We start from the raw sequence: 26,638 nt of genomic DNA on the forward strand, positions 1-26,638 counted from the left end.
CCGGAATGATGCCATACGTTGGTGGATTCTTGACGAAGACGAGGGTCAGGCGACGACGTACTGCGACCACAGCGGCTCGGACCGGACCGAGGTGGTGCCGAACGCCACCGACCATCGCGGCGCCCGCGGCACGAACGCGAGCTCCCAGCCGATCTCGTGCAGCAGCCGGTCGGCCTTGCGGTGGTTGCACCGCACACAGGCCGCCACGACGTTGGTCCACTCGTGCCGACCGCCGCGCGAGCGCGGGTTCACGTGGTCGACGGTGTCCGCTCCCCCGCCGCAGTAGGCGCAGCGGTGGTTGTCGCGCTGGAGCACCGTGCGACGGGTGGGGGGCACGGGGCGGCGGACGGGGACGTGCACGTAGCGCGTCAGGCACAGGACGACCGGTAGGGGGACGGACACATGCTCGGAGTGCAGCAGGCGACCGTCGGTCTCGAGCACGGTCGCCTTGCCGGTCATCACGAGCACGACGGCACGCCGCAGGCTCACGATGCACAAGGGTTCCATGCTGGCGTTGAGCAGCAGGGTGCGTGCTCCGGACGCGATCAGCCCTGGTGAGCCGACCTCAGTGGCTGCCCCACCGACGGCCTCGGTGGACAGCTTCGACGCATTCATGAGCACGGCGTTCTCCCGACCTCGGGGGTCGAACCGGCTGGCTGCCGGCCCGGCGAAGCGAAGCAACAGCGTGGTGCATGGTCAGAGTACGCGCCGGTCGGGCCGGAGGTCGGCAGGAAAACGACGAGGCCCCGACGACGTCGATGTCGTCGGGGCCTCGTCGTGAGGGGGCGGCTGGGGTCAGCCGATCCGGATGAAGACGGGCGAGCTCTGCCAGATGCTGCGGAACTGGACCGTCTTGCCCGGGCGGGGCGAGTCGATCTGCTCGTTGCCACCGGCGTAGATCGAGATGTGACCGGGGCTCCAGATGAGGTCACCGGGCAGGGCGTCCGCACGCGAGACGATGGTGCCCGCGGCCTTCTGCCCCGTCGAGGTGCGCGGGAGCGAGATGCCCAGCTGCGCGAAGACGTAGCTGGTGAAGCCGGAGCAGTCGAAGCCCTCCGGCGTGGTCCCACCGGACAGGTACGGGGTGCCGACGTAGCGGGCCGCGATCTCGAGCACCGCGTTGCCGGAGACCGACGACGGGGCCGGGGCGCTGGCGACGGCGGCCGTGGTGGTGGCTGCGGCGGCGCGCGTGGTGCTGCGCGAGGCGGCGGCCTTCACCTTGACGGGCGGCGGGGGCGGCGGCGTCTCGGCGGTGACGACCGGGACGTCGAACGTCCAGGCGGCATCGACCGGAGCGGTCACGACGGGGGCGGTGTTCAGCACGGCGCGGGCCGAGGCCGTCAGCGCTGCGGTGTCGACCGCGGGGAGTGCGCCTGCTTCACCGCCGGCAGCGGCGCTGGCCGGCGAGCCGAGCATCGAGACGACGAGGCCCGACGATGCGGCGACGACGGCGGTACGGCGTCCGACGGTGCCCATCTGGTCCGAGGCGGCTGCAGCAAACTCGGTCAAGGGCGTCGATGGACGGCGCGCCGCACGATGGCGGGCGCGAGTGGTGCTCACGGTCACGCGTTGCCTCTCCTGATGCCTACGAGGTCAGCTGTCGGGTTCGGGTGGGAGAACACCCGGCCGTGTCCCCGATCAAGATCGGATCTCCGGCTTCACCCCAAGGACACCGAACTTCCGGTGCCCGCAATTGGGTCCCCCGCCCCTGCCGGCGGTCAGTGCGGACCTCGTGGCGGCGGCAGGGTTAGGCGTTCCGCTCGAGGGCTTCTCCGGAGGAGGGTTCTGGAGAAGCAGGTCGAACGTACAGGACGTCCGCAGCGATTGTCACGTTCCGATCACGGGAATCTCTGCTCTTGTCGGACGGGCGTCCTGGACGCGTGGTCCAATCCCCCGGGTGACCTGCAAAGACGCCGATCAGAGGCGTGGGAGCGCGCACACGAGGCGCCCCTGAGGGTTCGGTGAAAGATCACGGTGCCGTCCCCAGGGGGCGTCCAGGGGCCTCCCAGACGGGCCTTGCGAGCGGCTCTCGGACGGCTCAGAGAGCGCCGACGAAGATGTGCCGGGCGACCTCGTCCGGCAGGTCCAGGAGGCTCGATGAGCCGGGCGTGGACACGGTCACGACGCCGAGGGACCGCTCGATGACGATCTCCTGGTGCGGCAGCACGCCGGCCTCCGACAGCCGCGAGAGCAGTTCGACGTCCACCTGGAGCGGCTCCGCGATGCGCGCCACGACCGCCCGCTCGACGCCGTCGGCACCCACGTCGCCGCGGTAGGCCACCAGCGACGTGACGCCGTCGAGGAAGGCCACCCGCGTGGTCTCCTCGCCGATCTCCCCGAGGCCCGGGATCGGGTTGCCGTACGGGTCGAAGTGCGGGTGGTCGAGCAGCGAGGCCAGTCGCTTCTCCACCCGCTCGCTCATCACGTGCTCCCAGCGGCAGGCCTCCTCGTGCACGTACGGCCACTCCAGGCCGATGACGTCCGTGAGCAGCCGCTCTGCCAGCCGGTGCTTGCGCATGACGCGGACCGCCTTGCTCATGCCCAGCTCCGTCAGCTCGAGGTGGCGGTCCCCCGTGACGACGACGAGCCCGTCGCGTTCCATGCGGGCCACGGTCTGCGAGACGGTGGGACCGGAGTGGCCCAGGCGCTCCGCGATGCGGGCGCGCAGCGGGGTGATGCCTTCCTCGGTGAGCTCGTAGACCGTCTTGAGGTACATCTCCGTCGTGTCGATCAGGTCGCTCACTGCATGGCCTCCTGCGTCGCGGCATCGTGGCGCGGCCCCCACGGGGAAAGGCACCGTGGGCTGGTCGGCCGCGCTGTGCACATCTTAGTTGGTCGGGCAGACAGTCGGGGTCCGGGTCCACGAGCGCCTATCCTCGGCGACGTGCCCGACGCTCACGAGATCACCATCCCCGCGCACCTGCTGCCCGCGGACGGCCGCTTCGGCTCCGGCCCCTCCAAGGTCCGACGAGCCCAGGTGGACGCGCTGGCCGGGCCCGCCGCGGAGCTGCTGGGCACCTCCCACCGGCAGGCCCCCGTCCGGGCGCTCGTCGGACGCGTACGCGCCGGGCTCGCCGCACTGTTCGACCTGCCCGAGGGCTACGAGGTCGTGCTGGGCAACGGCGGCTCCACCCTGTTCTGGGACCTGGCCACGCTCTGCCTGATCGAGGACCGTGCGGCCCTCGGCGCGTTCGGCGAGTTCGGCGCCAAGTTCGCGGCAGCCGCGGCGCGTGCCCCGTTCGTCGGGGAGCCGCTGGTCACCAGCGCGGCGCCCGGTGGCGTGGCGGTCCCGGCCTTCGCGGACGGCGTCGACACCTACGCCTGGCCGCACAACGAGACGTCGACCGGCGTCGCCGCCCCGGTGCGCCGGGTCACCGGGTCGCACGCGCAGGGCGCGCTCGTGGTCGTCGACGGCACGTCGGGCGCGGGCGGCCTCGCGGTCGACGTCGCCCAGACCGACGTCTACTACTTCGCGCCGCAGAAGTCGTTCGCCTCCGACGGGGGGCTCTGGCTCGCCGTCGCCTCCCCCGCGGCCATCGAGCGGGCCGCCCGGATCGAGTCGAGCGGCCGCTGGGTCCCCGAGTCCCTGTCGCTCACCGCGGCCGTGACCAACTCGAGGTTGGACCAGACCCTCAACACCCCGGCCATCGCGACCCTCGTGCTCCTGGCCGAGCAGCTCGACTGGATCCTCGGGAACGGTGGCCTGGCGTGGGCCGCCCAGCGCACCGCGACGTCGGCCGGCCACCTGTACGGCTGGGCCGACTCGCGCGACTGGGCGACCCCGTTCGTCACCGACCCGGAGCTGCGCTCGAACGTCGTCGGCACCATCGACCTGGACGCCGAGATCGAGGCGCCGACGGTCGCGCGCGTGCTGCGTGACCACGGGGTCGTCGACGTCGAGCCCTACCGCAAGCTGGGCCGCAACCAGCTGCGCGTCGCGATGTACCCCGCGGTCGACCCGGACGACGTGCTGGCCCTCACGGCCTGCGTCGACCACGTGGTGGACCAGCTGCTCTGACCGCCCCGGACATGACGGACGCCCGCCCCCCGTGGTCAGCACGGGGGACGGGCGCCTGTCGCCGGAACGGCTGCTCAGTAGGTCGGACGGCGGCGGCGGGCGATCGCCACCCCTGCGACGACCAGAGCACCGACGACGACGAGTCCGGCACCCGCGAGGACGAGCGGGCCGGCGTCAGTACCCGTGGCGGACAGAACGACCGTCTTCGGGTTGTCCGCGAGCACCTCGTCGTCCGGCGGGTCGGTGATGCACACCGGGCTGGACGGCGGGTAGCTCACGGTCACGGTGGCCTCGGGGTTCACCTGGAAGAGAACCTTCACGTTCGGGCGGACCCAGTCGTACGCGTCACCCTCGACCCACGAGCCGTCGGGCAGCTCCGTCCAGCCCGGCCAGTCGATCCCCTTGCCGTCAGGACCCTCGACCGCGCCCGGCCAGTTGACCGTGCCCTCGAGCGGGAGGTCGGGGTACACGACGTCAGCGCCGCTCGGGTTGTCCCACGTGATGGTGACCTTGGTGCTCGGCGTGCCGGTGGGAGTGACCTTGTAACGAAGCTTCGGGACGTCGTTGTCGCACACCGGCGTGACGATGTTGATCTTGAGCTGGCACTGGCGCTCGACGCCGTACTCGTCCACCGGGTCGATGCAGCCGTACACCGGCTCCTCGATGGTGGGCTTGGGCGACGGGTCGTCAACGGCATTGGAGGGCAGCGCGCCACCAAGGCCGATGAGGACCGCGAAGAGCGCGACGAACGCGCCGCGGATGAAAGTGGCCATGATGGGATTCGCCCCCGTCTGGGATTCGGACATTTCGTACACATTGTTGCTCGGCGGAGGCCGATCCTGGCCTGCTCAGACGGGTGATTTCGTCCGATCTGTCCGATTCACCCGTTCAGCAGGCGGCGGAGACGAAGCCCGGGCTGGTCAGCGTGGGGGTGGTCCAGGCCGACACCACCCCGTCGCGCACCGGGACCGTGACGCGGTAGGTCTCCGTGGCGCCCGGGACAAGGGTCGAGGTGACCACCTGGACGTCGCGGCCGGCCACGGTGGCGGTGGTGCCGGAGACGTAGCCGTCGTCCAGGCCGAGGGCCTGCAGGGGCGCACCGACGGGCGCGTAGACCGTGACGTTGGTCGACAGCACCCCGACCGGCAGCCCGGTCTGCGCCGTGCCGGTCACGTACTCCGGCAGGGAGGCGACGTCCGCGGGCGGCTGATAGTCCAGATCGAGGCGGACGGTCGCCGTCGGCTCGTCGCCGCTGCACTGGAGGTCCTCGACCGTCAGCGTGGTGGTCAGGTAGTAGTCGAGCTTGCCGGCCGAGCCGTCGTTGAGGAACACACCGACCGCATCGGGGAAGTCGCCGGTGAGGAACGCCGCACCAACCGTCGTCTCCGCCAGCGTCTCCTGCTCCTCGGGATGCGCCGACCAGATCCGGATGCGGCCCTCGGTGCCTGCCCGCGCCAGCGCGCTGACCAGCCCCTGCGGGTCGCCCTGCCCGGAGCCGACGGCCATGAAGATCGAGGCCGCCACGCCCGCGTAGAACGCGTCCGCGTCCCTGGGGTCCGGGATCGTGCGGTAGGAGTCGCGCAGCAGGACCTCGAGCACGTCCGCGGCGTCGATCTTGGTCCCGCCCGGCTCGATCACCGGGCCGGTGGCCTTGAGCACGTACCGGGCGCCCACCGGGTCGGCGGCGATGACCCCGTCCACGCGCTGGCCCATGTCCCGCTCCCAGCGGGCGGAGAGCAGCTGCGCGCTCCGCGGGAAGTCGGGGGTGATCACGGCGTCCTGCACCCACCGGCCCAGCCGGTCGGTGTCGACCACCAGCTCCTCGGGGGACAGCGGCAGGATCGACTCGTCGATGCCCTGGAGGTCGATGGTGGAGCGCTGGTCGGTGAGCGTCACCGCGCCGTCCTCGGCGTGCAGCACCGCGAAGGCGCCGACGATGCCGCCCGCGCTGCGCAGCTCGGCGGAGTTCAGGGAGACCAGGAGGTAGGTGCGGGGGCCGTCAGCGCCGAGCATCGGCGGCAGCAGCGTCGCCACCTGCGCGCCCGCCTCCAGCGCTCCGGTCACCTGGTCCAGCCCGTGCTTGAGCTGGCCGACCGGGCCGGCCAGCGGACCGACCAGCCGGTCGACGTCGATGTCAGCCACCGCGGCCTGCGCCGTCCGCGCACTCTCGGCCGCGGCGATGACCTCCGGCCCAGCCGCGACGAAGGGCGCCAGGTCCACGCGTCCGTCGGCACCCCGCACGTTCGGCGCCTCGAGGACGTCGTTGAGCCGCACGACCGCCGGCAGGGAGTCGCGGGTGACGTCCTCCAGCGAGGCCGAGACCACGCGCAGCGCGGCGAGGTTGGGGCCGAGCCCGGGCACGACCTCCGCGACCCGCCACACCGGGTCGCTGGTGGCCCGGCGTGCCGTGGCGAGGTCCTCCTGCACCTGCGGGAGCTTCGCCTCGATCTGGCCGGTGCTGCCCTCGTCGAGCTGGGTCTTGAGGTCGGTGAACACGGACTTGGCCGAGAAGAGCGCCTCGGACGCCTGGAGGCCGCGGTAGGTCAGCCAGCAGGCGGCGACCACCAGCACGGCCAGGACGACGAAGACGGCCGTGACGACGCGACCCGCGATGCGGCGGCGGCGACTGCGCGGACGACCGGGGTCAGGCTCCGGGTCCGGCTCGTCCTCGGGGCGCGTCTGCGGCGCGATCGGGCCGTCCACGGTTGCGCTCACCGGACGATCGTCACATGTGGGACATAGCACCCGACACGCTTGGGGGCGCTATTCACCCTCATGCAGCCGTCTGGCGGTCCGCGGCCTCCTGGGCTCCGAGCCGGGCGGCGGTCTCCGCGCGGCGGGCGGGCAGGGTCGGGTAGAGCACCTCGAGGTGGGGCCGGGTGCGCACGTGGTAGCGGACGGTGACGTCCCACTTCTTCCATGCCCACAGCGCGGCGCCGGTGGCGACGAGCAGCGCGGAGATCGAGCCGATGCCGATGGCCCAGCGCGGTCCGTACGTCTCACCGATCCAGCCGACGATGGGCGACCCGATGGGCGTCGCGCCCAGGAACACCATCATGTACAGGGCCATGACGCGCCCGCGTACAGCGGGGTCGGTGCTCAGCTGGATGGTCGCGTTGGCGGCCGTCATCATGGTCAGCGACGCCAGCCCGACGGGGATGCACGCGATCACGAACGACAGGTACGTGGGCATCAGGGCCATGACGCCGGTGGCGATGCCGAACCCGAAGGCGGCGCCGATGACCAGCCGGACCCGCGGCCGTTCCCGCCGGGCGGCCAGCAGCGCCCCGGTCAGCGACCCGATGGCCAGCACGGACCCGAGGATCCCGTACTCCTGCGCGCCGCGGCCGAACTCGGTGCGCGCCATCATGGCGCTGGTCAGCTGGAAGTTCAGGCCGAACGTGGACACGACGCCGACGACCACCATGATCACCAGGATGTCGCTGCGGCCGCGCACGTAGGCGATGCCCTCGCGCAGCTGCCCCTTGGCGCGCACCGCGGTCGGCATCGGGCTCAGCTCGGACGTGCGCATGCGGGTGAGCGCGAGGATCGTCGCGAAGAACGTCACCGCGTTGATGAGGAACACCCAGCCGGTGCCGACGGCCGCGATGAGCAGGCCGGCGACGCCCGGACCGATCAACCGTGCGGCGTTGAACGACGCGCTGTTCAGGCCCACCGCGTTGGCCAGCTTCGACGCCGGCACGAGCTCCGCGACGAACGTCTGCCGCACGGGGCCGTCGATGGCGGTGACGCACCCGAGCATCAGGGCGAACAGGTACACGTGCCACAGCTGCGCGTGCCCGCTGAGCACCAGGACGCCCAGTCCGGCGGCGAGCACCCCCTGGCCCACCTGCGTCGCCATGAGCAGCTTGCGGCGGTCCACCCGGTCCGCCAGCAGGCCCGCGTACGGGGAGAGCAGGAGCACGGGCGCGAACTGGAGCGCGGTGGTGATGCCGACCGCCACACCGGACTCGTCGGTGAGCTGCGTGAGGACCAGCCAGTCCTGGGCGACGCGCTGCATCCAGGTGCCGACGTTCGCCACCAGCGCCCCGGCGAACCACAGCCGGTAGTTCCGGAACTTCAGCGAGGAGAACGTGGGACTCATGACGCGGCGATCCTCCGCAGCAGCTCGGCGGCGTCGGCGAGCAGCGCGCGCTCGTCCTTGGTCATCTTGCTGAGGCGCTCCGCCAGCCACGCGTCGCGGCGTCGGCGGGTCTCGTTGACCTCGGCGACGCCCGCGCCCGTGAGGGTGACGACGACCTGCCGGCCGTCCGTCGGGTGCTCCGACTTGGCGACCAGGCCCAGCTCCACCAGGCCGTTGACCGTGCGGGTCATCGACGGAGGCTGGATGCGCTCACGCTCGGCCAGCTGCCCCGGCGTCAGGGGGCCGTCCTTGGTCAGCCACGCGAGCACGGTGAACTGCGGGTCGGTCAGGCCGGCCTCGCCGCGCTCGGCCCGGATGCGCCGGGACGCCCGGCCGACGGCGATCCGGAGCTCACCGGCGAGGGCGGAGGCTGAGTGCATGATCCTTACTCTAACTCATTACCTTGCGTAACGACACTCGCTCCCGCCGCGCGGGTGAACTCCACATCGGGACATATCACCCACCGCGACTCGCGCCTTAGCGTGGGCACCGACAACGGGGAGGTCGGGTGCAACGAGCACGCGTGGACGTCGCGAGCGCGCCCGCGGCCACCGAGACGGTCCGTCGGGCTCCGTTCCGACCGGACATCGAGGGCCTGCGGGCGATCGCCGTGGCCCTCGTCGTGCTCTACCACGCACGCGTGCCAGGGCTGGGCGGCGGGTACGTCGGCGTCGACGTCTTCTTCGTCATCTCCGGGTTCCTGATCACCAACCACCTGGCCGCCGAGCTGACCCGCACCGGCCGGATCGGGTTCGCGCAGTTCTACGCCCGCCGCATGCGCCGCATCCTGCCCGCGTCCTTCGTCGTGCTGGCCGTCTCGACCGTGGCCGCGGCCCTGGTCATGCCCCCGCTGCGGATGCCCGAGGTGGTCAAGGACGCGATCGCCACCGCGCTGTACGTGCCGAACATGTGGTTCGCCCGGCAGGGCACCGACTACCTGGCCGAGACCGCCCCCTCCCCCATGCAGCACTACTGGTCGCTCGGGGTCGAGGAGCAGTTCTACCTGCTGTGGCCCCTGCTGCTGCTCGTGGTCACCCTGCTGGTCAAGCGGTCCCGCAGCCGGCTGGTCGCGGCGCTGGCCGTGGTGGTGGCCGGCTCGTTCGCGCTCAACCTGGTGGTCATGACGATCGCGCCCACCTGGGCGTTCTTCTCCCTGCCCACCCGCGCCTGGGAGCTCGGCGTCGGCGGCCTGGTCGCCCTGCTGCTGCCCCAGGTGGTCGGCCGACGGTTCACCGGCTCCCCCGTCGTCGTCGGCGTCGGCCTGCTGCTGGTGCTCGCCTCGGCCGTGCTCTACGACGAGAGCACCGCCTTCCCCGGCCTCGCCGCCGCCGTCCCCGTGCTCGGCACCGCGCTGGCCATCCTGGGCGGCGCCCAGGGTACCGGCGCGCTGCCCGGCACCGTGCTGCGGTCCCGCCCGTTCCAGTACCTGGGCCGGCTGTCCTACTCCACCTACCTGTGGCACTGGCCGCTGCTGGTCATCGTCGAGTCCCGCCTGGCCAACAAGGTCCCCCTGTGGGCGAGCCTGGCCCTCGCCGCGGCGTCGGTACCCCTGGCCGCGCTGACCTACCGGTACGTCGAGGACCCCATGCGCCACCTGGGCGCCCTCACCCGCCGCCCCGCCCGCACCACCCTGCTCGCCGGGCTGGCCGGCTCCGTGGCCCTCGTCGTGCTCGCCGTGGGCATGGGCCAGTGGTCCGCCAGCAAGCCGCTGGCCACCTCTCGCGACGCCGCCAGCACCGGCCTGACCGCCCCGCCCGCGTTCGCCGACGACGTCCCCGCCAACCTGACCCCGTCCCTGCGCGGGGTCGACGCCGACATCCCCGCCGCGTACGCCGACAGCTGCCAGCTCGAGTACGCCGCGTCCGCGCTGCGCGACTGCCCCTACGGCGACCTCACCTCCGACCGCGTGGTCGCCCTGTTCGGCGACTCCCACGCCACCCAGTGGCTGCCAGCCCTCGACGCCCTCGGCACCGAGCAAGGCTTCCGCGTGGACCTGTACGCCAAGTCCGGGTGCCCGTCGGCAGACGTGGTGCAGACCTCCGACTACGACGCGCAGTGCGCGCAGTTCCGCCAACTGGTGCTCGCCCACCTGGCCGAGAACCCGCCCGAGCTGGTCCTGCTCAGCACCTCCGGCCGCCAGTACTGGCGGGACCCCGCGACCGCCGAGGCCGAGTGGCGCGACGGCCTGGCCGCCACCCTCGACGCCCTCCCCGCCACGAGCACCGCCGCGATCATCGGCACCACACCCAACTTCGACGGGTCCATCCCCACCTGCCTGTCCTTGCACCTGGCCGACGCCGCCGCCTGCGCCGACGACCGCGACCACGTGATCGAACCCGAACGCCTGGCCGACGAGGCCGCCGTGGCCGCCGAGCACGGCGCCCTCTACTTCCCCGCCGTCGACTACCTGTGCGACGCCGAGACGTGCGGCGCGATCGAGGGGAACATCCTGCTCTACCGCGACGAGCACCACCTGACCACCGTCGCCAGCCTGGACCTGGCCGACGAGCTGGGGGCGTTCCTGTTCGAGTAGCGGCGGCTATGCGCCGAGAAACACCTGCGAGCAGAGCATCTCGTCGCCGTCGAGCAGGCAGCCGATGCCGACCTCCTGGACGTCCGGATCGAGCAGGTTGGCGCGATGCCCCGCGGAGTCGAGCCAGGCGTCGACCACGTCGTGCGGCGTCGCGGCGGCTCGCACCAGGTTCTCGGCGGCCGTCGTCGCCGGCGCGCACGCCTCGAGCACCGGCGTGAGCGACGCGTGCTCGAGCGGCAGATCGCCGTCGAGCGCCGTGGCGCGCTCGGCCGCCTCGTCCGTTGCGCAGTCTGAGACGTCCAGCAGCGCCAGACCTTCGTCCGCCCTGACCGCGTTCGTCTCCGCCACCAGCTCGGCCGCGTACGCCGCCGGGTCTGCACCGTCGGCCGACCACGGCTGAAGCCCGGTCGAGGACGGCCGCGCGACGAGGTAGATCGCGACCCCGGCGAGGATCACACCGAGACCCACCAGCCACCAGCCCAGGTGGCTCCGGCGCTGCGCGATCAGGGACGCCCCAGCGCTCGGTAGGTCCAGCCGGCGGCCCGCCAGTGAGCGGGCTTCAGCACGTTGCGGCCGTCGAGGATCCGGCGGTGCGCCACGACCGCCGCGAGCGCGTCAGGTTCGATCTCGCAGTACTCGGTCCACTCGGTGGCGAGCAGCACGACATCGGCGTCCTTCGCGGCCTCCAGGGCGGTGTCGGCGAAGTGCAGGTCCGGCCACTTGGCCCGCGCGTTGGCGACCGCTTGCGGGTCGGTCACGGTGACGTGGGCGCCCTGGAGCTGCATCTGCGCGGCGACCGAGAGGGCCGGCGAGTCCCGCACGTCGTCGGAGTCGGGCTTGAACGCAGCGCCGAGCACCGCGATCCGCTTGCCGACGATCGACCCGTGGCACACCTCGCGCGCCAGGTCGACCATCCGGACCCGGCGACGCATGTTGATGGAGTCGACCTCGCGCAGGAACGAGAGCGCGTCGCTGACGCCCAGCTCGCCCGCGCGGGCCATGAACGCGCGGATGTCCTTGGGCAGGCACCCACCGCCGAAACCGAGCCCCGCATTCAGGAAGCGACGACCGATGCGCGCGTCGTACCCGATCGCGTCCGCGAGCCGCGTGACGTCCGCACCTGTCGACTCGCAGAGCTCGGCCATGGCGTTGATGAACGAGATCTTGGTGGCCAGGAACGAGTTCGCTGCGACCTTCACCAGCTGCGCCGTCGCGTAGTCGGTGACGACCAGCGGGGTGTCCTCCGAGAGCGGGGTGGCGTAGACCTCGTCGAGCACCGACCGAGCCTTGCTCCCCTCGGCCGTGGGCTCACCGTCGTCGTCGGTCGGCAGGCCGTAGACGAGGCGGTCCGGGTGCAGCGTGTCCTCGACCGCGAACCCCTCCCGAAGGAACTCGGGGTTCCACACGAGCACGGCACCGGTCGCCGAGATCGCCTCCGCGATCGCCTCCGCGGTCCCCACGGGTACGGTCGACTTCCCCGCGACGACATCGCCAGGGCGAAGGTGCGGCACCAACGCCTCCACCGCCGCGTTCACGAAGGTCAGGTCGGCGCGGAACTCCCCGTGCACCTGCGGCGTACCCACGCAGATGAAGTGGACGTCCGCACCAGCAGCATCGGCGATGTCGGTGCTGAATGTCAGCCGACCGGTCGCGCCAACCTCGGTCAGGAGCTCCGGCAGCCCGGGCTCGTAGAACGGAGCACGGCCCGCGCGTAGGGCGTCGACCTTCTTAAGATCGACGTCGATGCCGATGACCTCGTGCCCGAGCTGCGCCATGCTGGCGGCGTGAACGGCTCCGAGGTACCCGCAACCGATGACTGAGAGACGCACGAGATATCACTCCAAGTGGTATCGGGAAGCGCCGACTATATCGTCCGAATCGTCACATAACCTGGCCCGATGCGGGTGATACCTCGGGGGCGGCGGGCGGTGTTCGCGCTGTTCATCGCGTACCTCCTCGCCGTCGCCGCCATCACCCTCGGACCCGCGCCGGCGCCCGACGAGACCCTCGGTATCGTGCGGGCCACGGTCACCTGGTTGAACGCCCACGGAGTGGGGGTTAGCTACGACGGTGTCGAGTTCGCGGCCAACGTAGTGATGTTCGTGCCGTTCGGGGTGTTCGTCAGGGGCCTCTTGCCAACACGTCCAGCCCTGCTCGTCATCGCGATCGGCGCTGTGACGTCCCTCGGCATCGAGTGTGCCCAGCTCCTCCTGCCGACGCGAGTCTCCGATCCGCGTGACATCGTCGCCAACACGCTCGGAACCTGGCTAGGTGTAGGGATTCGCGCCGGTGCCGCCCGTTGGCACACGGCACGCCAACGCCCGGATCGCGACGACATTCCCACGCTCTCCTCGCCTGGCTAGCGGCGCAAAGTCCGGCCATATCGGTTGTTATCGCCCCATCGATGAACCGAAGCGCCGGTCGATGCGATAGTTGCTGCTGCACCAGACTCTTCCGACGCGGCATGTTCCGATCCGCCCGGCAAACTGACGGAGAACGCTCGTGACGGAGCTCGGCACCAAGGCCAGCGCACCCGGCCGACTTCATGCACTCGACTACATGCGGCTCGCGGCGGCACTGTCGGTACTGGCCTTCCACTACTTCTTCAACGGGATTCTGAACGGGAAGATCGCGTCTCTCCAGGAGCCGACACGGTTCGCGGACGTCGCGAAGTACGGACATCTCGGTGTGAACTGGTTCTTCCTCATAAGCGGCTTCATCATCTTCCAGTCCGCACATGGAAAGTCCGCTCGCGAATTTGCGGTCGGCCGTGCGGTACGCCTGTATCCGGCGTTCTGGGCGGCGGTCGCTCTGACAACCGTCGTCACCATATTTTGGGGGGCGAGGTCCCACCTGACGGTGTCGCCGGTGCAGGTCCTGGCCAACCTCACCATGGTGCCCAGAGTGTTCGGCGCTGCACCGGTTGACGGCGTCTATTGGACGCTCCAGCTCGAGATCTTCTTCTACCTCGTCGTGTTCTCGTTTCTCCTTGCGCGCCGCTTGGACCTCTTCGCCCGGCTCTTACCGCTTTGGGCCCTTGCGAACGCTGCGGGTGTCCTCGTGCTCCACGTCCCCGACTCGACGCCACTTCTTGGTGGCTATTTCGCACTATTCGCCGCCGGCGCGATCATTGCTGAGGTCCAGCGCGACGGCTGGACCGCCTGGCGGACAGTGGGTCTGGTCGCGGCGTACGTGGCATCTGCCGTGACAGCGACGCGGCACATTCAGGACCTTGCCCGGGAGCTCGAAACGTCGTTCAACCAGGCATTCGTCGCTGCGTCGATGCTGCTGATCTTCGGTTCCTTGCTGCTCCTCGCCATTCCCGCCGTCCGCGACGTCCGACTGCCGGCTGCTGTCGCACTGGGAGCCCTGACGTACCCGCTGTACCTGATCCACGCGCACATCGGCTACATCGCACTCACGCACTTTGCCCGGCCGGCGAGCCGTGCGGCCGCTTACATAGGCATCATTGCCGCGGTCGTCGCGGTCGCATGGGTCATTCATCGCGTCGTCGAACGGCGACCGAGGTCGGCGTGGTACCTGGGGTTTGACTGGGTCTACAGTGCATTCGCCTCGATCGGGTCGCGTCTCACGAGCCGGTCCCGGTCCGGTCCGCCGGTGCAGGAAGACGCACCGCCAGAGCGTTCGCTCGGGGACGCAGGATCGCCTCGGGCCAACTCGCCGCGCACGAACTAGGAACCCGTCCCACTCGTCCCGACGTCGCCTCGTGGAGCCGCGAACCGTCGCCGCCTTCATTTCGGCAAGCCGCCCCGGGTCGGCCGCAGAACTCAGAGGCCCACGCCGGGCTGGGAGTCGATCCACGCCGCGAGCCGCGCCACGCCCGCTTCAAGCCCGAACTCCGGCTCCCACGCGAGAACATCGGCCGCGTGCGAGACGTCCGCCCACGCGTGTCTGACATCGCCCTGCCGGAACTGACCCGTCACGTGGGGCTCAGGAGCGCCGTAGTAGTCCGCGATGAGAGCAGCGGCGCGTGCGATCGTCTGGTCCTCGCCCGATCCGATGTCGATCGGAACCGACCCCGGCGACTCTGTCAGCACCCCAGCAACAACAGCCCGAGCGACGTCGTCAATGAGAACGAAGTCCCGTCGCACAGCCCCGTCTTCATACAGCGGTATCGACCGACCGGCCTTCGCGACGCGGCAGAACAACGACATGATGCCCGTGTAGGGGTTGATCAGCGACTGACCTGGTCCATAGACATTCTGCAGGCGCAGTACCACCGGCTCGACGCCGACAGACTGCGCCCACGACGTCAGCACGTGCTCCTGGGCCAGCTTGGTTGCGCCGTAGACACTGACGGGCGCCGGCGACACCCGCTCGGCGGCCATGGCGACCGGTTCGGCGCCAGGAAAGTCCCACTGCGCCGCCGCGAGAATCGCGCTGGTGCGCTGTCCCGGATAGAAGAGCGAACCGTCGGGGCGCGTCCACGCCCCCTCGCCGTACACGGCCCTGCTGCTGGAAAGGACGACTCGCGCGGGCAAGGCGTCGTGCCTCAGCAGGCCGTCGAGCATCTGAGTGGTGCCGACCACGTTGACCTGCGCGTGCCTGGACGCCTCGGCCAGGGACTGACTCGTGCCCGTCTCTGCCGCAAGGTGTACGACTACGTCGGGACGCACTTCGGAGAGCACCGCATCCCAGACGGATGGATCCGTCACGTCTCCGACGTGCAGCTCTACTCGTGCGTCCAGACTGGTCGGACGCTGAGCCGTGGGGTGGACCTGGGGGTGGAGGTTGTCCACCGCGATCACGCGTCCAAACTCGTTCGCCAGAGCCGGAGCGATGGCAGTTCCGATGAAGCCGGCGCCCCCACTGACGAGAACAGTGCCCCGCCGTCTTCCCGACTCGATAGGTGTAGCCATGATCACTGATCTCCCCAAGACGTCGACAACATGCTGAACAGTTGGTGCTGCCCGCACCCCATCGATTGGTGCGTCCGGCGCCGACCGACGATCGGCTTCACGATCGGACGCTCGAGCGCAACACATCCATCAGCTCGCGCAGGGCGGTGCAAGCCCGGGCAACGGCAACGTCCAAGGCTGCGCTGTCACCGACCCGCGGATCACTCTTCATGGCATCCGCTGCCTCCATCGGCTCTGAGAGCCCGAACTCACGGGCAAAAGAACGAACCTTGGCGAGGTCGCCGACCGGGATCGCGGGCGTGCCCGCCATGAGTGCCAAGTACAGCGCGTGCATGCGAGACGCGATCACGACGTCCGCACCGGCGACCACAGCTGCGGCCTCACGCCAGGAGAGACCGTCCGTGACACGGGCAAACCCGTTCCGCGCAGGGCGGGAGAGCGTCGACGCGTCCCCGACGGACTCATCCTGGAACATCTGGACGAAGACGAGCGAGCCCCAGCGCGCCACGGCCTCGAGCACCGCGGGGTGCGTAAGCCCCTCGCTGTCGGCCTTCGCCAGAGCGACGACGCCATGATTCGGTCCATCGCCGCCCCTCATTGCCGCGATCTCGTCCGCCAGCAACAAGCTCACGTCAGATCCGAGCGACAGCGAGGCTGCGGCTACGCCGAGTCCCGAGCACCGCTGCATCGACTGCTCATCGCGAGCCCACACACGGCGTCGCCACAACGCGGCGCGCAAGAGGCTCCGCGGGACGCGGCGGTGGACGGGGTCGCACCCGACACCGAAGAACACGACAGGGGTCCGGAGAAGCCAACCCAAGAGCGAAGTGACGGCCATCAGCCTCGGGAGTCCGCCGACGCGACCACCCACGTCGTCCTGCAACAGCGTTCCGCCGCCGATCACGACGGCGTCGGCTGAGCCGATGGTCCGGGCAAGCCCGGAGAATCCCGAGACCGATCGGCGGGCACCGTAGCCCTCTCGTCGACGACCCCCGAAGTCCACGGCCTCGACCGTGGCACCCTCCTCCGAGAGCGCCTGGACCAAGGCATCCGTCAAGAACGAGTCACCGAGGTTTGCTGCGTACCCCGACGCGAGAGTCCGATCAGCGGACAGAACCACCAGCTTCATGAATCGGTTCCTTCTGAATTTCGCTTGAGCTTGATAAGTACGATACCGAGGCCGACCGCGAGCAGGATCTCGCTGACCACCATCGTCGTCGCGAGTCCTTCTGCGCCGAATCGGCCTACCAGAAGTAGACATGACGCGATGGAGAATCCCGCGACTGTGCAGGTTGCCAGCAGACGCCACCGAATACCGCCATAGCCCATCGCGCCCGCGGCAAGGAAGTAGTTCCCCGCCTTCGGGACAAGCGCGATTGCGACAAGAAGATACACAAGACTGTTCCAAGAGCTGAGGCCGAACAGCTTTTCAATGTACGGGGCGGCGATCAGTGCGCCTGTCGCCAACAACGCCCCGGTCAACAAAAAGGCAAGCCACCACTGCGACAGTCGACGCTTCAGTCTCCGAACGCGAGGGAGCAGCTGGAGGCTCGCGGTGCCTGGAAGTATCTCCAGCGGTTGGATCACCCGGCACGCCACGGTCAGCATCGCTGTCACCGACACGGGAAGTACCGCGGCAGACACGATCACTGGAAGTTGCGAGTACATCGAACTCACCGATCCTGTGAGCCCGAAGGGGATGATCTCGCGCGCCACGTGGCCGACACGGGCACGCTCCGGGAGCAAGTCGCGTCGGACCGATCGAATGGTCCATGACGCGATCACCAGCGAGATCACGGGAAGCGCGAAGAGCGTCCCAAGCTGGGCGGTCGCGAAAGCCACACCGATAGTGGAGATCTTGCCGACTGCAAGGAGGAACTCAGGGAGAGCATATGCAGCGTCGCGTGAACCGAGCAGCAGAGGTGCCCTGGCGGCGCGGAGCAGGCTGTCGAGAACCTGGCTGACAGCGACGGCGACGAGCACGAGCCAGTAGTGCACAGGAACTATCCCACCCGATCGCGTGAGCGACAGGGTGACTGCTGCGGCCGCACCCAGCAGTCCCAGGAGAGCCTGGAAGGCTAGTGCAGTGCGGTAGTCCCCCCTCCCAAGATGCCCCTGTCGGCGGGAGAGTATGTAGTTTGCGGCACCGGACTCGGTCACGATCGTAAACGCTGAAAGCGTCCCGACGGCTGCGACCAGCACATTCCGCACCGGAGACGAAGGAATCTGGCCCAGCACCACCAGGACGAGAAACTGGCTCAACCTGAGGGAGACGGTTGCCGCAGTCGGCAGGGCAAGTGCTACGAGTCTGGCTGCGCGCGCCTGCTCCTTAGCCACCGTGCAGGCCCCAGTTCTCAAAGCCGCGTTGTCGCTCCCGGGTCCGTTCGATCCGCAGTTTGGAGACACCACCGACAATGAGAACCAGAACAACCAGTTGCAGGACCGACAAGTAGCTGAGCCGGTAGAAGTACACGAGGAGGTCCTCGAGGCAGAGATAGACCACCAGGGCCCAAGCCGTGCCGATCGGCGTCTGCAGTGGTATCACCTGACTCGCCACTGCCGCGATCAGTCCGACGAAGAATCCGCTGAGCAGGCAGACCGCGATCACACCCGCCCAGTCGAACGAGACATAGCCCCATATCGGAGCGGGGAGGCGCAGACCACCGGAAACGATCGCGGAGACGTTCTGGCCGGGATTGACGACCGACAGTGACCAGACGGAAGGGTTCCACTCGAAGTTTCCCGGAACGAGCCCCCCGAAGAACGTCTTGCCGAACGTGTACTCAGGGTTCGCGAGCCATGCACGTAGGAAAGTTGCCTGGTCCGCGACGTCGGGGGCGCCGGCCGCGACCTGCTGCGCGAGGCTCCCTCCTCCCGCCGATACGAACGAGTACGAGGAGAGACCCAGAGCGCCCAGCACGAAGTAGACGGCGCTGCCCAGGGCGTTGACGCCTACGAGAATGGCGATGTAGACGACCATCGAGATTCGCCTGATCGCGAGGAGTACCCCTAGACACATCACGATGCCGGTCACCGCGGGAGCCCGCTGAAGAGACAGCAGCATGACGCCGACGCACCCGATCAGCACGACCCAGTCCCGGATCATCCTGCGCTTGATGGCGACCATCATGATCACCGGGAGCAGGAGCGCGATCGCAGTTGTCGCGGTTCGATAGATCGGCGCGACGGGGGCGTACGCGGCGGCATAGATGCCGCGGAAGAACTTTGCCTGGAACGGGTCCGCCGCGAGTGCGGGAACGAATCCCATGACCGCGAAGCACCCAAGCAGCGCGAGCAGCGATCCGCCCGCCACGATCCGGAGCCGCCGCAACGCGGCGGCTTCACCCACCTGATCGATGGGCCAGGACGCGAGAAACCTTCGGGTCTTAGCGAAACCCGAACGGTGTCGCGAGCGACTGACTGCATTGGCGAAGATCCTGCCGCAGATCACACCGACGACCGTGAGCGCGAAGCCCGCCAGAGCCAATGACGCATACAGGTTGAGCACTGCCGGCGACATCTGCTCAAGCCGACCCAGGCCAGCGATGGGCAGGACGTAAGCGATGAGCGCGAATGCGAGCTGCGTGTGGGCGGGGATGTTCCAACGGCTCGGCCACGCGATGTATCCGGCGCACGACATACCCAACAGACCGATGCACAGAGCGGCACCGCGGATGGCGTTAGCGCCAGGAGAAGTCACTGTTCCGGATAGCGCCGTGGTCGTCGCGACGACTCCGACGCCCAAGAGCCAGATAGCGGCCAGCGAGGCCGCCACGCCCGCTGCGATCTTCATCTGACGGGACCAGCCGGCCGCCCCCCGGCCACTCGATCGGAAGCCCTCCCGCGGCTGCCGCGTGGTCAATTCATGCGTCACGAGGCATGATCTTCCCGGTCTTCCTAGAGCCGAACTGGCCCATGTCGACCCGACGCTTCGACACTGCGGGGACCCCCGCGTACAGATGACCCTCTTCGGTCAGCCCTCTCACCACCACGGCACCCATTGCAACGACGGATCGCGGCGGCACCGTCGAGCCGAGAACCATGTTGACGCAGCCGCCGACCATCGCATACTCCCCCACGACGATCGGTGCGGTGTCGAGGACGCCGTCCGCGACGTCGATGCCGTGGGTCATCAAGACAGACCTCACACCAGCGACGATGGCAAAGCGCTCCAGCCGAACCCCGCCGGACACGTCGACGTAGTGCCGGTTCGTCAGCGACGCATGCTCCCCGAGCTCCAGGTGTCCAGCCGAGGCACTGCCCGACGCATCCAGCAGGAACGGGGCGGCCGACACCCAGTTGAGCTGCCCGAGCTCTGCACCGTCCCCGAGCTTGACCGACACGACGTTCCGAAAGGCATTGAGCGCGCCGATCCGAGCGTCACTTCCGACGATCAACCGGGTCCTGCCGACGACGAAGATCGGGGATATGTGAGCCGAGGGCGCGACGTCGTGCCCGAGCTTTCGCAGGATCCAGTTCTTCGCCTGCGAGGCCGGTAGGAGCGCTGCGAGCGAGATCCTCATGTCATCACGCGTTCTCTCTCGTGGAGTCAGAGGCCGGGCGTCGAGCTCGGACAGAACCGGCGGCTGTCCGCCCCTGGCTGGCTCGGAGTCGGGGCCGTGGCTGCGCCGCTGTGGTGGTCGCGATCATGACACTGCCTCGGCTTCGTCTCGTGCCGCACGATCGAGAAGCCGCGCAGCCAGCACGCGCAGCTCACGCGCGGTCTGCGCCCACGTTCGGATGTCTCGTGCACCCGGCTGCACGCCTTGCCCCACGGCGAGCTCGAGCGCGGAGCTCAGCCTCTCCGGATCCGGAGCCGAGACGATCAGTCCACGGTGGATGTCGTCGAGGCCACTGTCCGAAGCGACCACGACGGGCACCCCGAAGAACTGAGCCTCGGCAACAGGAAGACCGAAGCCCTCATCGCTCGACGCCAGAACGACCACGTCGGCTCCCGCGATCGTCGCTTCGTAGGTTGCCGGTTCCACAAACCCGGGCAGCTTCACGGCATCGCCGATGCCCGCCGCTTCCGCACGCCCACGAAGAGCAGTCGCGTAGTCGCCGCGGGCGCCCAGAACTGTCAGGGTCGCGTCGGCGTGACGGAGCTCAGCGGAGTCCGAGAGCGCATCGATCACCATCTCCGGCCGCTTGTTCGGGTGGTGCCCGAAGGTCACCAGCGCCGGTGGACCCCCGGTTCGACCGACCGCTCCCCAGCGTCGCGGATGGTCACGGCCGTTCTCGACCACGACCGGACGTGCGCCTGGGTTGATTGCTTGCGTCTCTGCGCCAGTCTTGCGAGAGATCACTGCGACGCAGCCGGCCCACCGGACGGATGCACTCCACAGCTGACGGTAGAGGCGCTGAGCCCGGGAGAACTCCTGCGGGTTCTTGACGTGTCGCCAGTCGTGGACGACGCACATGCGCGCGGAACGAGGTACGAGCGGGGTGACGATCGGACTTGCTGAGATCACGACATCGGAGCGCGACAGCCAGTACACCAGTGCGGTCCCGAACAGCTGAGTCAAGCTCCGACCCACGATGCCTCGGTCGGGTGCTGTTCGAACTCTGACGGTGTCGAGGTCGCGGAACGCTGCGGTAGCCCACGTCCCGCCAATCACGATCAGCTGGTCACCGCCGGCGACCTCATGCCATGCACGGACGACCTCGACCGCGTACAGGTTCATCCCGCCCGACTGGTCTGGCGCGCCCATCACGTCGAACACGACCTTCACCGTTGACGACCCCCGGGACCACGTGTGTGCGAAGTGCGCGCAGGACTGGCAGTCACCAGACTCAGGATGTCAGTCACCCACGAGTGGATCGAGTACGCCGAGAAGGATGCAGGAGGAGTTGCGGCCGCACCGGATGCAAGCATCGCCCGCACGGCTTCTGTTGTCGCTGCTGGATCGTCGTGTGGGACGACCGCGATCCGGTCCGAGTCGTAGAACTGCTCGGCGAGGATGCTGGAGTTCGACGTGACCAGCGCGGCTCCTGAGGCGATCGCTTCGAAGGTCCTCATGGTGAGGCCGCCCTGTCCTGCCTTCTGCTGATCGACCACGACCCGCGACTGGCGGAACGCCTCAGCGACGGCGCTGCGTGGCAGTTTCGCCGTCGACACATGGCGGGTGTCGATCGAGCGGAAGCGCGCGGACCGCACCTTTTGCATCGGCACGTACCAGCGCGCAGGCGCGTAGAGATGAACGAAGGAACTCGGGAACTCGATCGAGAGCGCTCGGGCGACTGCGTATCGCTCCGGGTTCACCGTCCCGATGAAGGCGACTTCGTGCGAGCGCGCAGCCTCCGGTGCCTGAGGAGAGAACTCGCTCGTGTAGAAGAGGGGCAGGTACCCCAAGGAGTCGCTCTGAGCAACGTCCTGTCGATCGAACGAGAGAGGAACGTCGACGAGGCCCTCGAGGTTCGCGTATCCGGCCGACTCGACCAAGGAGTCGTAGGCGTAGTACGTCACCACCGCGCGGGGGTGATCGCGGCGCAGGTCCTCGAGGAAGGACCGAGGAGTCGACTCTCCCTTGATGACGAGGATGAAGTCGAGATCGAGAGACTCAAGCCGACTGCGCGCCTGACGGAAGTACGTGGCGGCCCATGGCCGCGTGACGCCCGGGGCCGCGCGTAGCAGGGCTCGTGCAAGTGGGCTATTGGAAGGTCTCTCGTCCAGGAAGTACGTCTCGATCCCGGCGTCTCGGATCGCGTCCGCGATCGCGTGCTCGTAGCCGAAGAACGAGGGCGAGATGACGAGCGCCCGACGAATGATCCGAACGTCGCGCTCGTCACTCGCGACTCCGCCGTGTACATCAGCCGCCATCAATAGGCTCCTGCAGCGGACACCATGGCCTTGGCTGTCTTCGCGATGATCAGTGCATCGCCGAACAGCGTCCAGTTCTCGACGTAGCTGACGTCCATACGGATCCCTGCCTCCGGCGACAGATCCGAGCGCCCGGAGATCTGCCACAAGCCGGTGAGCCCTGGCTTCACGAGGAGTCGGCGATGCGCCGCGCGGTCGTAGTGGGCGACTTCGGCGTCCACCTGAGGTCGTGGCCCGACGAGACTCATCTCGCCGCGAAGCACGTTCAGGAGCTGAGGAAGCTCGTCGAGCGAGTACCGACGGATCAGGCGCCCCACCTTGGTGACTCGCGGGTCGTTCTTGGGCTTGTAGAACATCCGGATGTCATCGACCCCCTCGAGCGCGAGGACCTCGCCGAGCCGGGAGTGCGCGTCCGTGACCATCGATCGGAACTTGATCATCTTGAATCGCCGGCCGTCCTTGCCGATCCGCTCCTGCGTATAGAACACGGGTCCAGCGCTGGTGAGACCGACGAGCGCCGCCAGAACCAAGAGCAGCGGCGAGAGCGTCACGGTGATGACAACCGCAGCCACCCAATCGAACATCGACTTCGCCACGTATCGACCACCGGTGAAGCGAGGCTCGTCCACGTACATCAACGGGAGGCCGTTGACCGGCTGCATGATCACGCGCGGCCCAGCCACGTCGAGCAGTGTCATCGTGAGGGCGAGGTCGATGCCCTTGCCCTCCAGATCCCAGCCGAGCTGGCGGACTGTCTCGGAGGTGATCGTGTCCGCACCCGTCACCGCGACGGCGGACGCGCCGATCGACTCTGCGATCGCTGCTGCGTGGTTCATCGACCCGAGCACGGGCACCCCGCCGACCATCTCGCCCGCGCTCACCTCGCCGGTGGGGACGCACACGCCGACCACCGCATACCCCGCGAGCGGGTTGTGGTGCAGTTCCCCGATCAGCCGTGCCGCCTTGTCGCGATGGCCGATCACCAAGACGCTCGACTGCATGTCGCCGCGCCTCCGACGCCGATGGAGCCAGCGCCTCCAGCCGAGCCGGCTCAGGAGGATCAGTACGAGGCCGACCGGCGCTGCGAATCCCAGATAGCCGCGCCCGATCTCCATGCGGAACAGGAAGGCGATGACGGCCACGGTGGCGAAGAGCCGCCAGGTGGCGGTGAACACCTGGGAGTACTCCGCGGTGCCGGAGCCAACTACTCGCCGATCACGGGTACGCCCGAGGGCGAGCGCTGCGAGCCAGGCACCCGCGAGCGTGATCGACACAGCGAGATACGTGGGCGCAAACTCGCCCGAAACGGTGGCCAAGCCGGAGATGTCGAACCTCACCAAGTAGGCGACGGCAACGGCTGCAAGGACGGCGAGCGCATCAGTAACCGCAACCCGCCTCGAGTAGTTTCGCCACCAAGTGCCAGAGCCTGCAGCAATCGGCTGAGGCGCGACTCGGCCCCTCTGGGACGGGATTATCGACGCGCGCTGATGCGTGGTCTCCTGATCAGTCATGCCACGCCCCCGCGATCGTCGGCCATCTGGTCTCAGGTCAGCCAAATGAGTGGCAATCGTACCCCGGCATATTGTCGCTAGCATTGGCGCGAACGCGACATTTCGCTCACGCCCGGCAACGTCACCCGGAAGATCCTCCGGCAGAGATGGCGACGGGGATCGCATGAGAGAATCGGGCCCGCGCCACACGTCGTGCGCAGGGGAGCGGGAGAGAGTCCGTGGAGCTACAAGACTATTTGGTCATTCTGCGCAAGCGCTGGCTGTCCATACTCGCAATCGCTGTGCTCAGCGTGGGTGCGGCGATCGCCGCGTCCCTCGCGGCCACGCCGATGTACCAGGCCACGACGCAGCTGTTCGTGTCCGTGCAGGGTGACGCCACGAACAGCGACCTTCTCCAGGGTGCCAACTACAGTCGGCAGCAGGTCACGACGTACACACAGCTGGTCACCAGCCCGCTCGTTCTGAGCCCAGTCATCGACGACCTGGGACTCGATGAGCGCGCCGAGACGCTTGCAGAGCGGGTAGCCGCCGAGTCGCCCGTCAACACATCGCTCATCAACGTCACTGTCACGGACGAGAACCCCGCCATCGCTGCCGCCCTCGCCGACGCCATCGCCGAAGAGTTCAAGGACGTCATCAGAGAGCTCGAGGCACCCGAGGACGGCACAACCTCCGCCGTGAAGATCTCGCTGGTGCGGGACGCGACTGCGCCTCTCGCGCCCGCCTCCCCCAACCTCAAGCTCAACATCGCGCTCGGTCTCTTCCTCGGTCTTGCTCTGGGAATCGGCGTGGCCATCCTCCGTGCCATCCTCGACACCCGCGTCCGCTCCGACGCCGACGTCGCCCGCGTCACCGACACCTCCGTCATCGGCATCATCCCGAACGACGAGGACGCCCCTCAGCACCCCCTCATCGTGCAGAGCAGCCCGCACAGCCAGCGCTCCGAGGCCTTCCGTCGCCTGCGCACCAACTTGCAGTTCCTCGACATCGCCGACCGCCCGCAGTCGATCGTCATCACGTCGTCGCTGCCCGGCGAGGGCAAGTCCACGACATCGATCAACGTGGCGATCACCCTGGCGGACGCAGGCACGCGCGTCGCTCTCATCGATGCGGACCTGCGCCGCCCCTCGGTTGCCAAGTACATGGGCCTCGAGGGCAGCGTCGGCTTGACCACTGTGCTCATCGGCCGCGCCAGCGTCGAGGACGTCATCCAGCCCTGGGGGAACGGCTTCCTGCATGTCCTCCCGGCCGGCCAGGTGCCGCCGAATCCCAGCGAGCTGCTCGGTTCGCTCGCCATGGCGAACTTGCTGGACAAGCTGACCCAGCAGTACGACGTCGTGATCGTGGACACCGCTCCCCTGCTGCCGGTGACGGACGCCGCGATCCTTGCCAAGCTGACTGGCGGCGCTCTCCTGGTCGTGGGAGCGGACAAGCTCCACCGCAGCCAGCTGGCCGAGTCCGTGGGCAACCTGGAGACCGTCGGTGCTCGGATCCTGGGGATCGTGGTGAATCGGCAGCGGCGCAAGCAGGGCGAGCAGTACGCCTACTACGACTACACCCCGACGCCGGCGACGGCCGCCGACTCCGGGCGGACGAGCCGAAAGAAGCGCAAGAACCCGATGACGGGCCGGATCCCGAAGGTCACCGAACCGACGGAGGCAATCTCGGGGCCGACCACACTGTGGCCGGGCGACTCCTTGAGTGAGACACAGCTCAGGGACTTCCGGCGCCAGCAGGCGCAGAGCGCTCCGGCGCAGCACCAGCGCCCGGGCACCTGACCGCACCACGTCTTCGACGACGGCCTCGGACCTCACGGTCCGGGGCCGTCGTCGTCTCCCGATGGGGAGCTGCTCGTGGCATCACGCCATCGCCTGGGCCGGGGCCAACGTCGTTGTGGCCTTCTGGCGCGAGCGCACGCAGAGGCCGGTCGATCGGCCGGGTGCGATCGACGCGTTCTCGGATCGGCGCGGTCTGGACGCTAGCGCTGCCGGCCAGAGCGCCGCACCCCCGCCGTCGCCGACATCAGGAACTGCGTGGCGGGCTCGACTTCGGCACCGACCGCGAGAAGCGTCTGCCGCTGACACGCCCTGGACGCACGAGAGCCCCGCACCATCAGGTGCGGGGCTCTCGGTGAGGTGCTAGGCCATTCAGGCCGCGGCGCCAGCCTGACGACGACGGGCGACGACGACGCCGCCAGCGCCGACGAGCACCAGCGCACCGGCGCCGAGGGCGATCGGCAGCGCGTTCGAGCCGGTCGAGCTCAGGCTGCCCGCGGCACCCGCGGCGGCCGCGACGGACACGGTCTGGGTGCTGAGGACGGCGCCCGAGGCGGTGTCGGTGGCGACGAGGGTGTAGGTGCCAGCCTGGCTCAGCGTCACCGTGAAGACCGCGACACCGGAGGCATTCGTGACCTTGGCGAGCGACTTCGTCCCGGCGATCGTGATCGCCGAGTCGGGGATGGAGGCCGGGTTGCTCGTGATGGTCAGCGTCACTGAGGCTCCGGCAGGGCCGACGACCGTGACGGTGAAGCTCTCACCGGCGGCGGGCGTGGTGTCGGACACCGTGCCCTTGTTGGTGTAGTCACTGGCGCCGTACGAGAAGGCGGCAGACGGGACGAGCGCGAGTGCCACGGCAGCAACTGCGACCAGAGCGGTGCGACGAATCTTCATTTGGGTGTCCCCCCGGACGGTCGTGTTACAGGAGTGGCGAGATGTGACTAGGGGCAACCGTAC

At 68.9% G+C, this 26,638-nt stretch carries 23 protein-coding genes and 1 riboswitch; of the genes, 5 read left to right on the forward strand and 18 right to left on the reverse strand.

Annotation, left to right across the window (positions count from 1 at the left end):
• Positions 1-45 precede the first annotated feature (45 nt).
• The 3 genes from HP550_RS06785 to HP550_RS06795 all read right to left on the reverse strand — a co-directional run bounded on the left by HP550_RS06785 (position 46) and on the right by HP550_RS06795 (position 2,743).
• Positions 46-507, reverse strand: a complete 462-nt coding sequence (locus HP550_RS06785; RefSeq protein ID WP_246280647.1) for an HNH endonuclease — start codon at positions 505-507, stop codon at positions 46-48.
• A 288-nt stretch (positions 508-795) separates the two neighbouring features.
• The gene (locus tag HP550_RS06790; protein WP_343048024.1) at positions 796-1,566 is read right to left on the reverse strand and encodes a C40 family peptidase; all 771 of its coding nucleotides are present in this window, start codon (positions 1,564-1,566) and stop codon (positions 796-798) included.
• Between the two features lie 2 nt (positions 1,567-1,568).
• A riboswitch (cyclic di-AMP (ydaO/yuaA leader) is annotated at positions 1,569-1,734 on the reverse strand.
• A 304-nt stretch (positions 1,735-2,038) separates the two neighbouring features.
• Complete coding sequence (locus HP550_RS06795) at positions 2,039-2,743, reverse strand: iron-dependent transcriptional repressor DtxR (protein WP_175346823.1); 705 nt, start codon at positions 2,741-2,743, stop codon at positions 2,039-2,041.
• Positions 2,744-2,884: 141 nt separating this feature from the next.
• On the opposite strand from HP550_RS06795, the gene serC reads away from it, so the two are divergent.
• Positions 2,885-4,018 (forward strand): phosphoserine transaminase, encoded by a 1,134-nt coding sequence (serC, locus tag HP550_RS06800; protein WP_343048026.1) that lies wholly within the window; start codon positions 2,885-2,887, stop codon positions 4,016-4,018.
• Between the two features lie 74 nt (positions 4,019-4,092).
• Here serC and HP550_RS06805 read toward each other — a convergent pair whose 3' ends face one another.
• From HP550_RS06805 to HP550_RS06820, 4 genes are all read right to left on the reverse strand, one after another.
• Entirely contained in the window at positions 4,093-4,791 is a 699-nt protein-coding gene (locus HP550_RS06805) for a peptidase (protein ID WP_246280625.1), read from the reverse strand.
• A 115-nt stretch (positions 4,792-4,906) separates the two neighbouring features.
• Complete coding sequence (locus HP550_RS22980) at positions 4,907-6,733, reverse strand: DUF4012 domain-containing protein (RefSeq protein ID WP_175346825.1); 1,827 nt, start codon at positions 6,731-6,733, stop codon at positions 4,907-4,909.
• Positions 6,734-6,791: 58 nt separating this feature from the next.
• Positions 6,792-8,123, reverse strand: coding sequence for an MFS transporter (locus tag HP550_RS06815; protein ID WP_175346826.1), 1,332 nt, complete (start codon positions 8,121-8,123; stop codon positions 6,792-6,794).
• Entirely contained in the window at positions 8,120-8,542 is a 423-nt protein-coding gene (locus tag HP550_RS06820; protein WP_175346827.1) for a MarR family winged helix-turn-helix transcriptional regulator, read from the reverse strand. Before HP550_RS06820 ends, HP550_RS06815 begins: the two co-directional genes overlap by 4 nt.
• Before the next feature lie 143 nt (positions 8,543-8,685).
• On the opposite strand from HP550_RS06820, the gene HP550_RS22985 reads away from it, so the two are divergent.
• Positions 8,686-10,695 (forward strand): acyltransferase family protein, encoded by a 2,010-nt coding sequence (locus HP550_RS22985; protein ID WP_175346828.1) that lies wholly within the window; start codon positions 8,686-8,688, stop codon positions 10,693-10,695.
• Positions 10,696-10,701: 6 nt separating this feature from the next.
• On the opposite strand, the gene HP550_RS22185 is transcribed toward HP550_RS22985, so the two are convergent.
• Together HP550_RS22185 and HP550_RS06835 are read right to left on the reverse strand one after the other, a co-directional pair.
• On the reverse strand, positions 10,702-11,163 hold the full coding sequence (locus tag HP550_RS22185) for a CAP domain-containing protein (protein ID WP_175346829.1): 462 nt from the start codon (positions 11,161-11,163) through the stop codon (positions 10,702-10,704).
• Between the two features lie 35 nt (positions 11,164-11,198).
• A complete protein-coding gene (locus tag HP550_RS06835) occupies positions 11,199-12,524 on the reverse strand; it encodes a nucleotide sugar dehydrogenase (protein ID WP_175346830.1) in 1,326 nt (441 codons plus the stop codon).
• Between the two features lie 99 nt (positions 12,525-12,623).
• Here HP550_RS06835 and HP550_RS06840 point away from each other — a divergent pair, with 99 nt between their 5' ends.
• Both HP550_RS06840 and HP550_RS06845 read left to right on the forward strand, forming a co-directional pair.
• Complete coding sequence (locus tag HP550_RS06840; RefSeq protein WP_343048027.1) at positions 12,624-13,058, forward strand: VanZ family protein; 435 nt, start codon at positions 12,624-12,626, stop codon at positions 13,056-13,058.
• Between the two features lie 139 nt (positions 13,059-13,197).
• Positions 13,198-14,391, forward strand: a complete 1,194-nt coding sequence (locus HP550_RS06845; protein WP_175346832.1) for an acyltransferase family protein — start codon at positions 13,198-13,200, stop codon at positions 14,389-14,391.
• Between the two features lie 92 nt (positions 14,392-14,483).
• Here HP550_RS06845 and HP550_RS06850 read toward each other — a convergent pair whose 3' ends face one another.
• The 8 genes from HP550_RS06850 to HP550_RS06885 form a co-directional block, all read right to left on the reverse strand.
• Complete coding sequence (locus HP550_RS06850) at positions 14,484-15,575, reverse strand: NAD-dependent epimerase/dehydratase family protein (protein WP_175346833.1); 1,092 nt, start codon at positions 15,573-15,575, stop codon at positions 14,484-14,486.
• Between the two features lie 97 nt (positions 15,576-15,672).
• A complete protein-coding gene (locus tag HP550_RS06855; protein ID WP_175346834.1) occupies positions 15,673-16,704 on the reverse strand; it encodes a polysaccharide pyruvyl transferase family protein in 1,032 nt (343 codons plus the stop codon).
• Complete coding sequence (locus tag HP550_RS06860; protein WP_175346835.1) at positions 16,701-17,912, reverse strand: lipopolysaccharide biosynthesis protein; 1,212 nt, start codon at positions 17,910-17,912, stop codon at positions 16,701-16,703. The genes HP550_RS06855 and HP550_RS06860 overlap by 4 nt, the downstream gene beginning before the upstream one ends.
• Positions 17,905-19,368 (reverse strand): hypothetical protein, encoded by a 1,464-nt coding sequence (locus HP550_RS06865; protein ID WP_175346836.1) that lies wholly within the window; start codon positions 19,366-19,368, stop codon positions 17,905-17,907. The genes HP550_RS06860 and HP550_RS06865 overlap by 8 nt, the downstream gene beginning before the upstream one ends.
• Positions 19,369-19,438: 70 nt before the next feature.
• Positions 19,439-20,098 (reverse strand): acyltransferase, encoded by a 660-nt coding sequence (locus tag HP550_RS06870; protein WP_175346837.1) that lies wholly within the window; start codon positions 20,096-20,098, stop codon positions 19,439-19,441.
• 123 nt (positions 20,099-20,221) lie between these two features.
• Positions 20,222-21,307 carry a glycosyltransferase gene (locus HP550_RS22685; RefSeq protein ID WP_175346838.1) on the reverse strand — a complete coding sequence of 362 codons (1,086 nt, stop codon included), beginning with the start codon at positions 21,305-21,307 and terminating at the stop codon, positions 20,222-20,224.
• The gene (locus HP550_RS06880; RefSeq protein WP_175346839.1) at positions 21,304-22,395 is read right to left on the reverse strand and encodes a WaaS/CpsH family glycosyltransferase; all 1,092 of its coding nucleotides are present in this window, start codon (positions 22,393-22,395) and stop codon (positions 21,304-21,306) included. Before HP550_RS06880 ends, HP550_RS22685 begins: the two co-directional genes overlap by 4 nt.
• The gene (locus HP550_RS06885) at positions 22,395-23,906 is read right to left on the reverse strand and encodes a sugar transferase (RefSeq protein WP_175346840.1); all 1,512 of its coding nucleotides are present in this window, start codon (positions 23,904-23,906) and stop codon (positions 22,395-22,397) included. Before HP550_RS06885 ends, HP550_RS06880 begins: the two co-directional genes overlap by 1 nt.
• Before the next feature lie 218 nt (positions 23,907-24,124).
• On the opposite strand from HP550_RS06885, the gene HP550_RS22990 reads away from it, so the two are divergent.
• Positions 24,125-25,684 (forward strand): polysaccharide biosynthesis tyrosine autokinase, encoded by a 1,560-nt coding sequence (locus HP550_RS22990; RefSeq protein ID WP_175346841.1) that lies wholly within the window; start codon positions 24,125-24,127, stop codon positions 25,682-25,684.
• Between the two features lie 369 nt (positions 25,685-26,053).
• Here the strand turns inward: HP550_RS22990 and HP550_RS06895 are convergent, their stop codons facing one another.
• Positions 26,054-26,575, reverse strand: a complete 522-nt coding sequence (locus HP550_RS06895) for a peptidase (protein WP_175346842.1) — start codon at positions 26,573-26,575, stop codon at positions 26,054-26,056.
• Between the last annotated feature and the right edge of the window lie 63 nt (positions 26,576-26,638).

The organism is Cellulomonas humilata (assembly GCF_013359775.1).
GTDB lineage: Bacteria > Actinomycetota > Actinomycetes > Actinomycetales > Cellulomonadaceae > Cellulomonas > Cellulomonas humilata.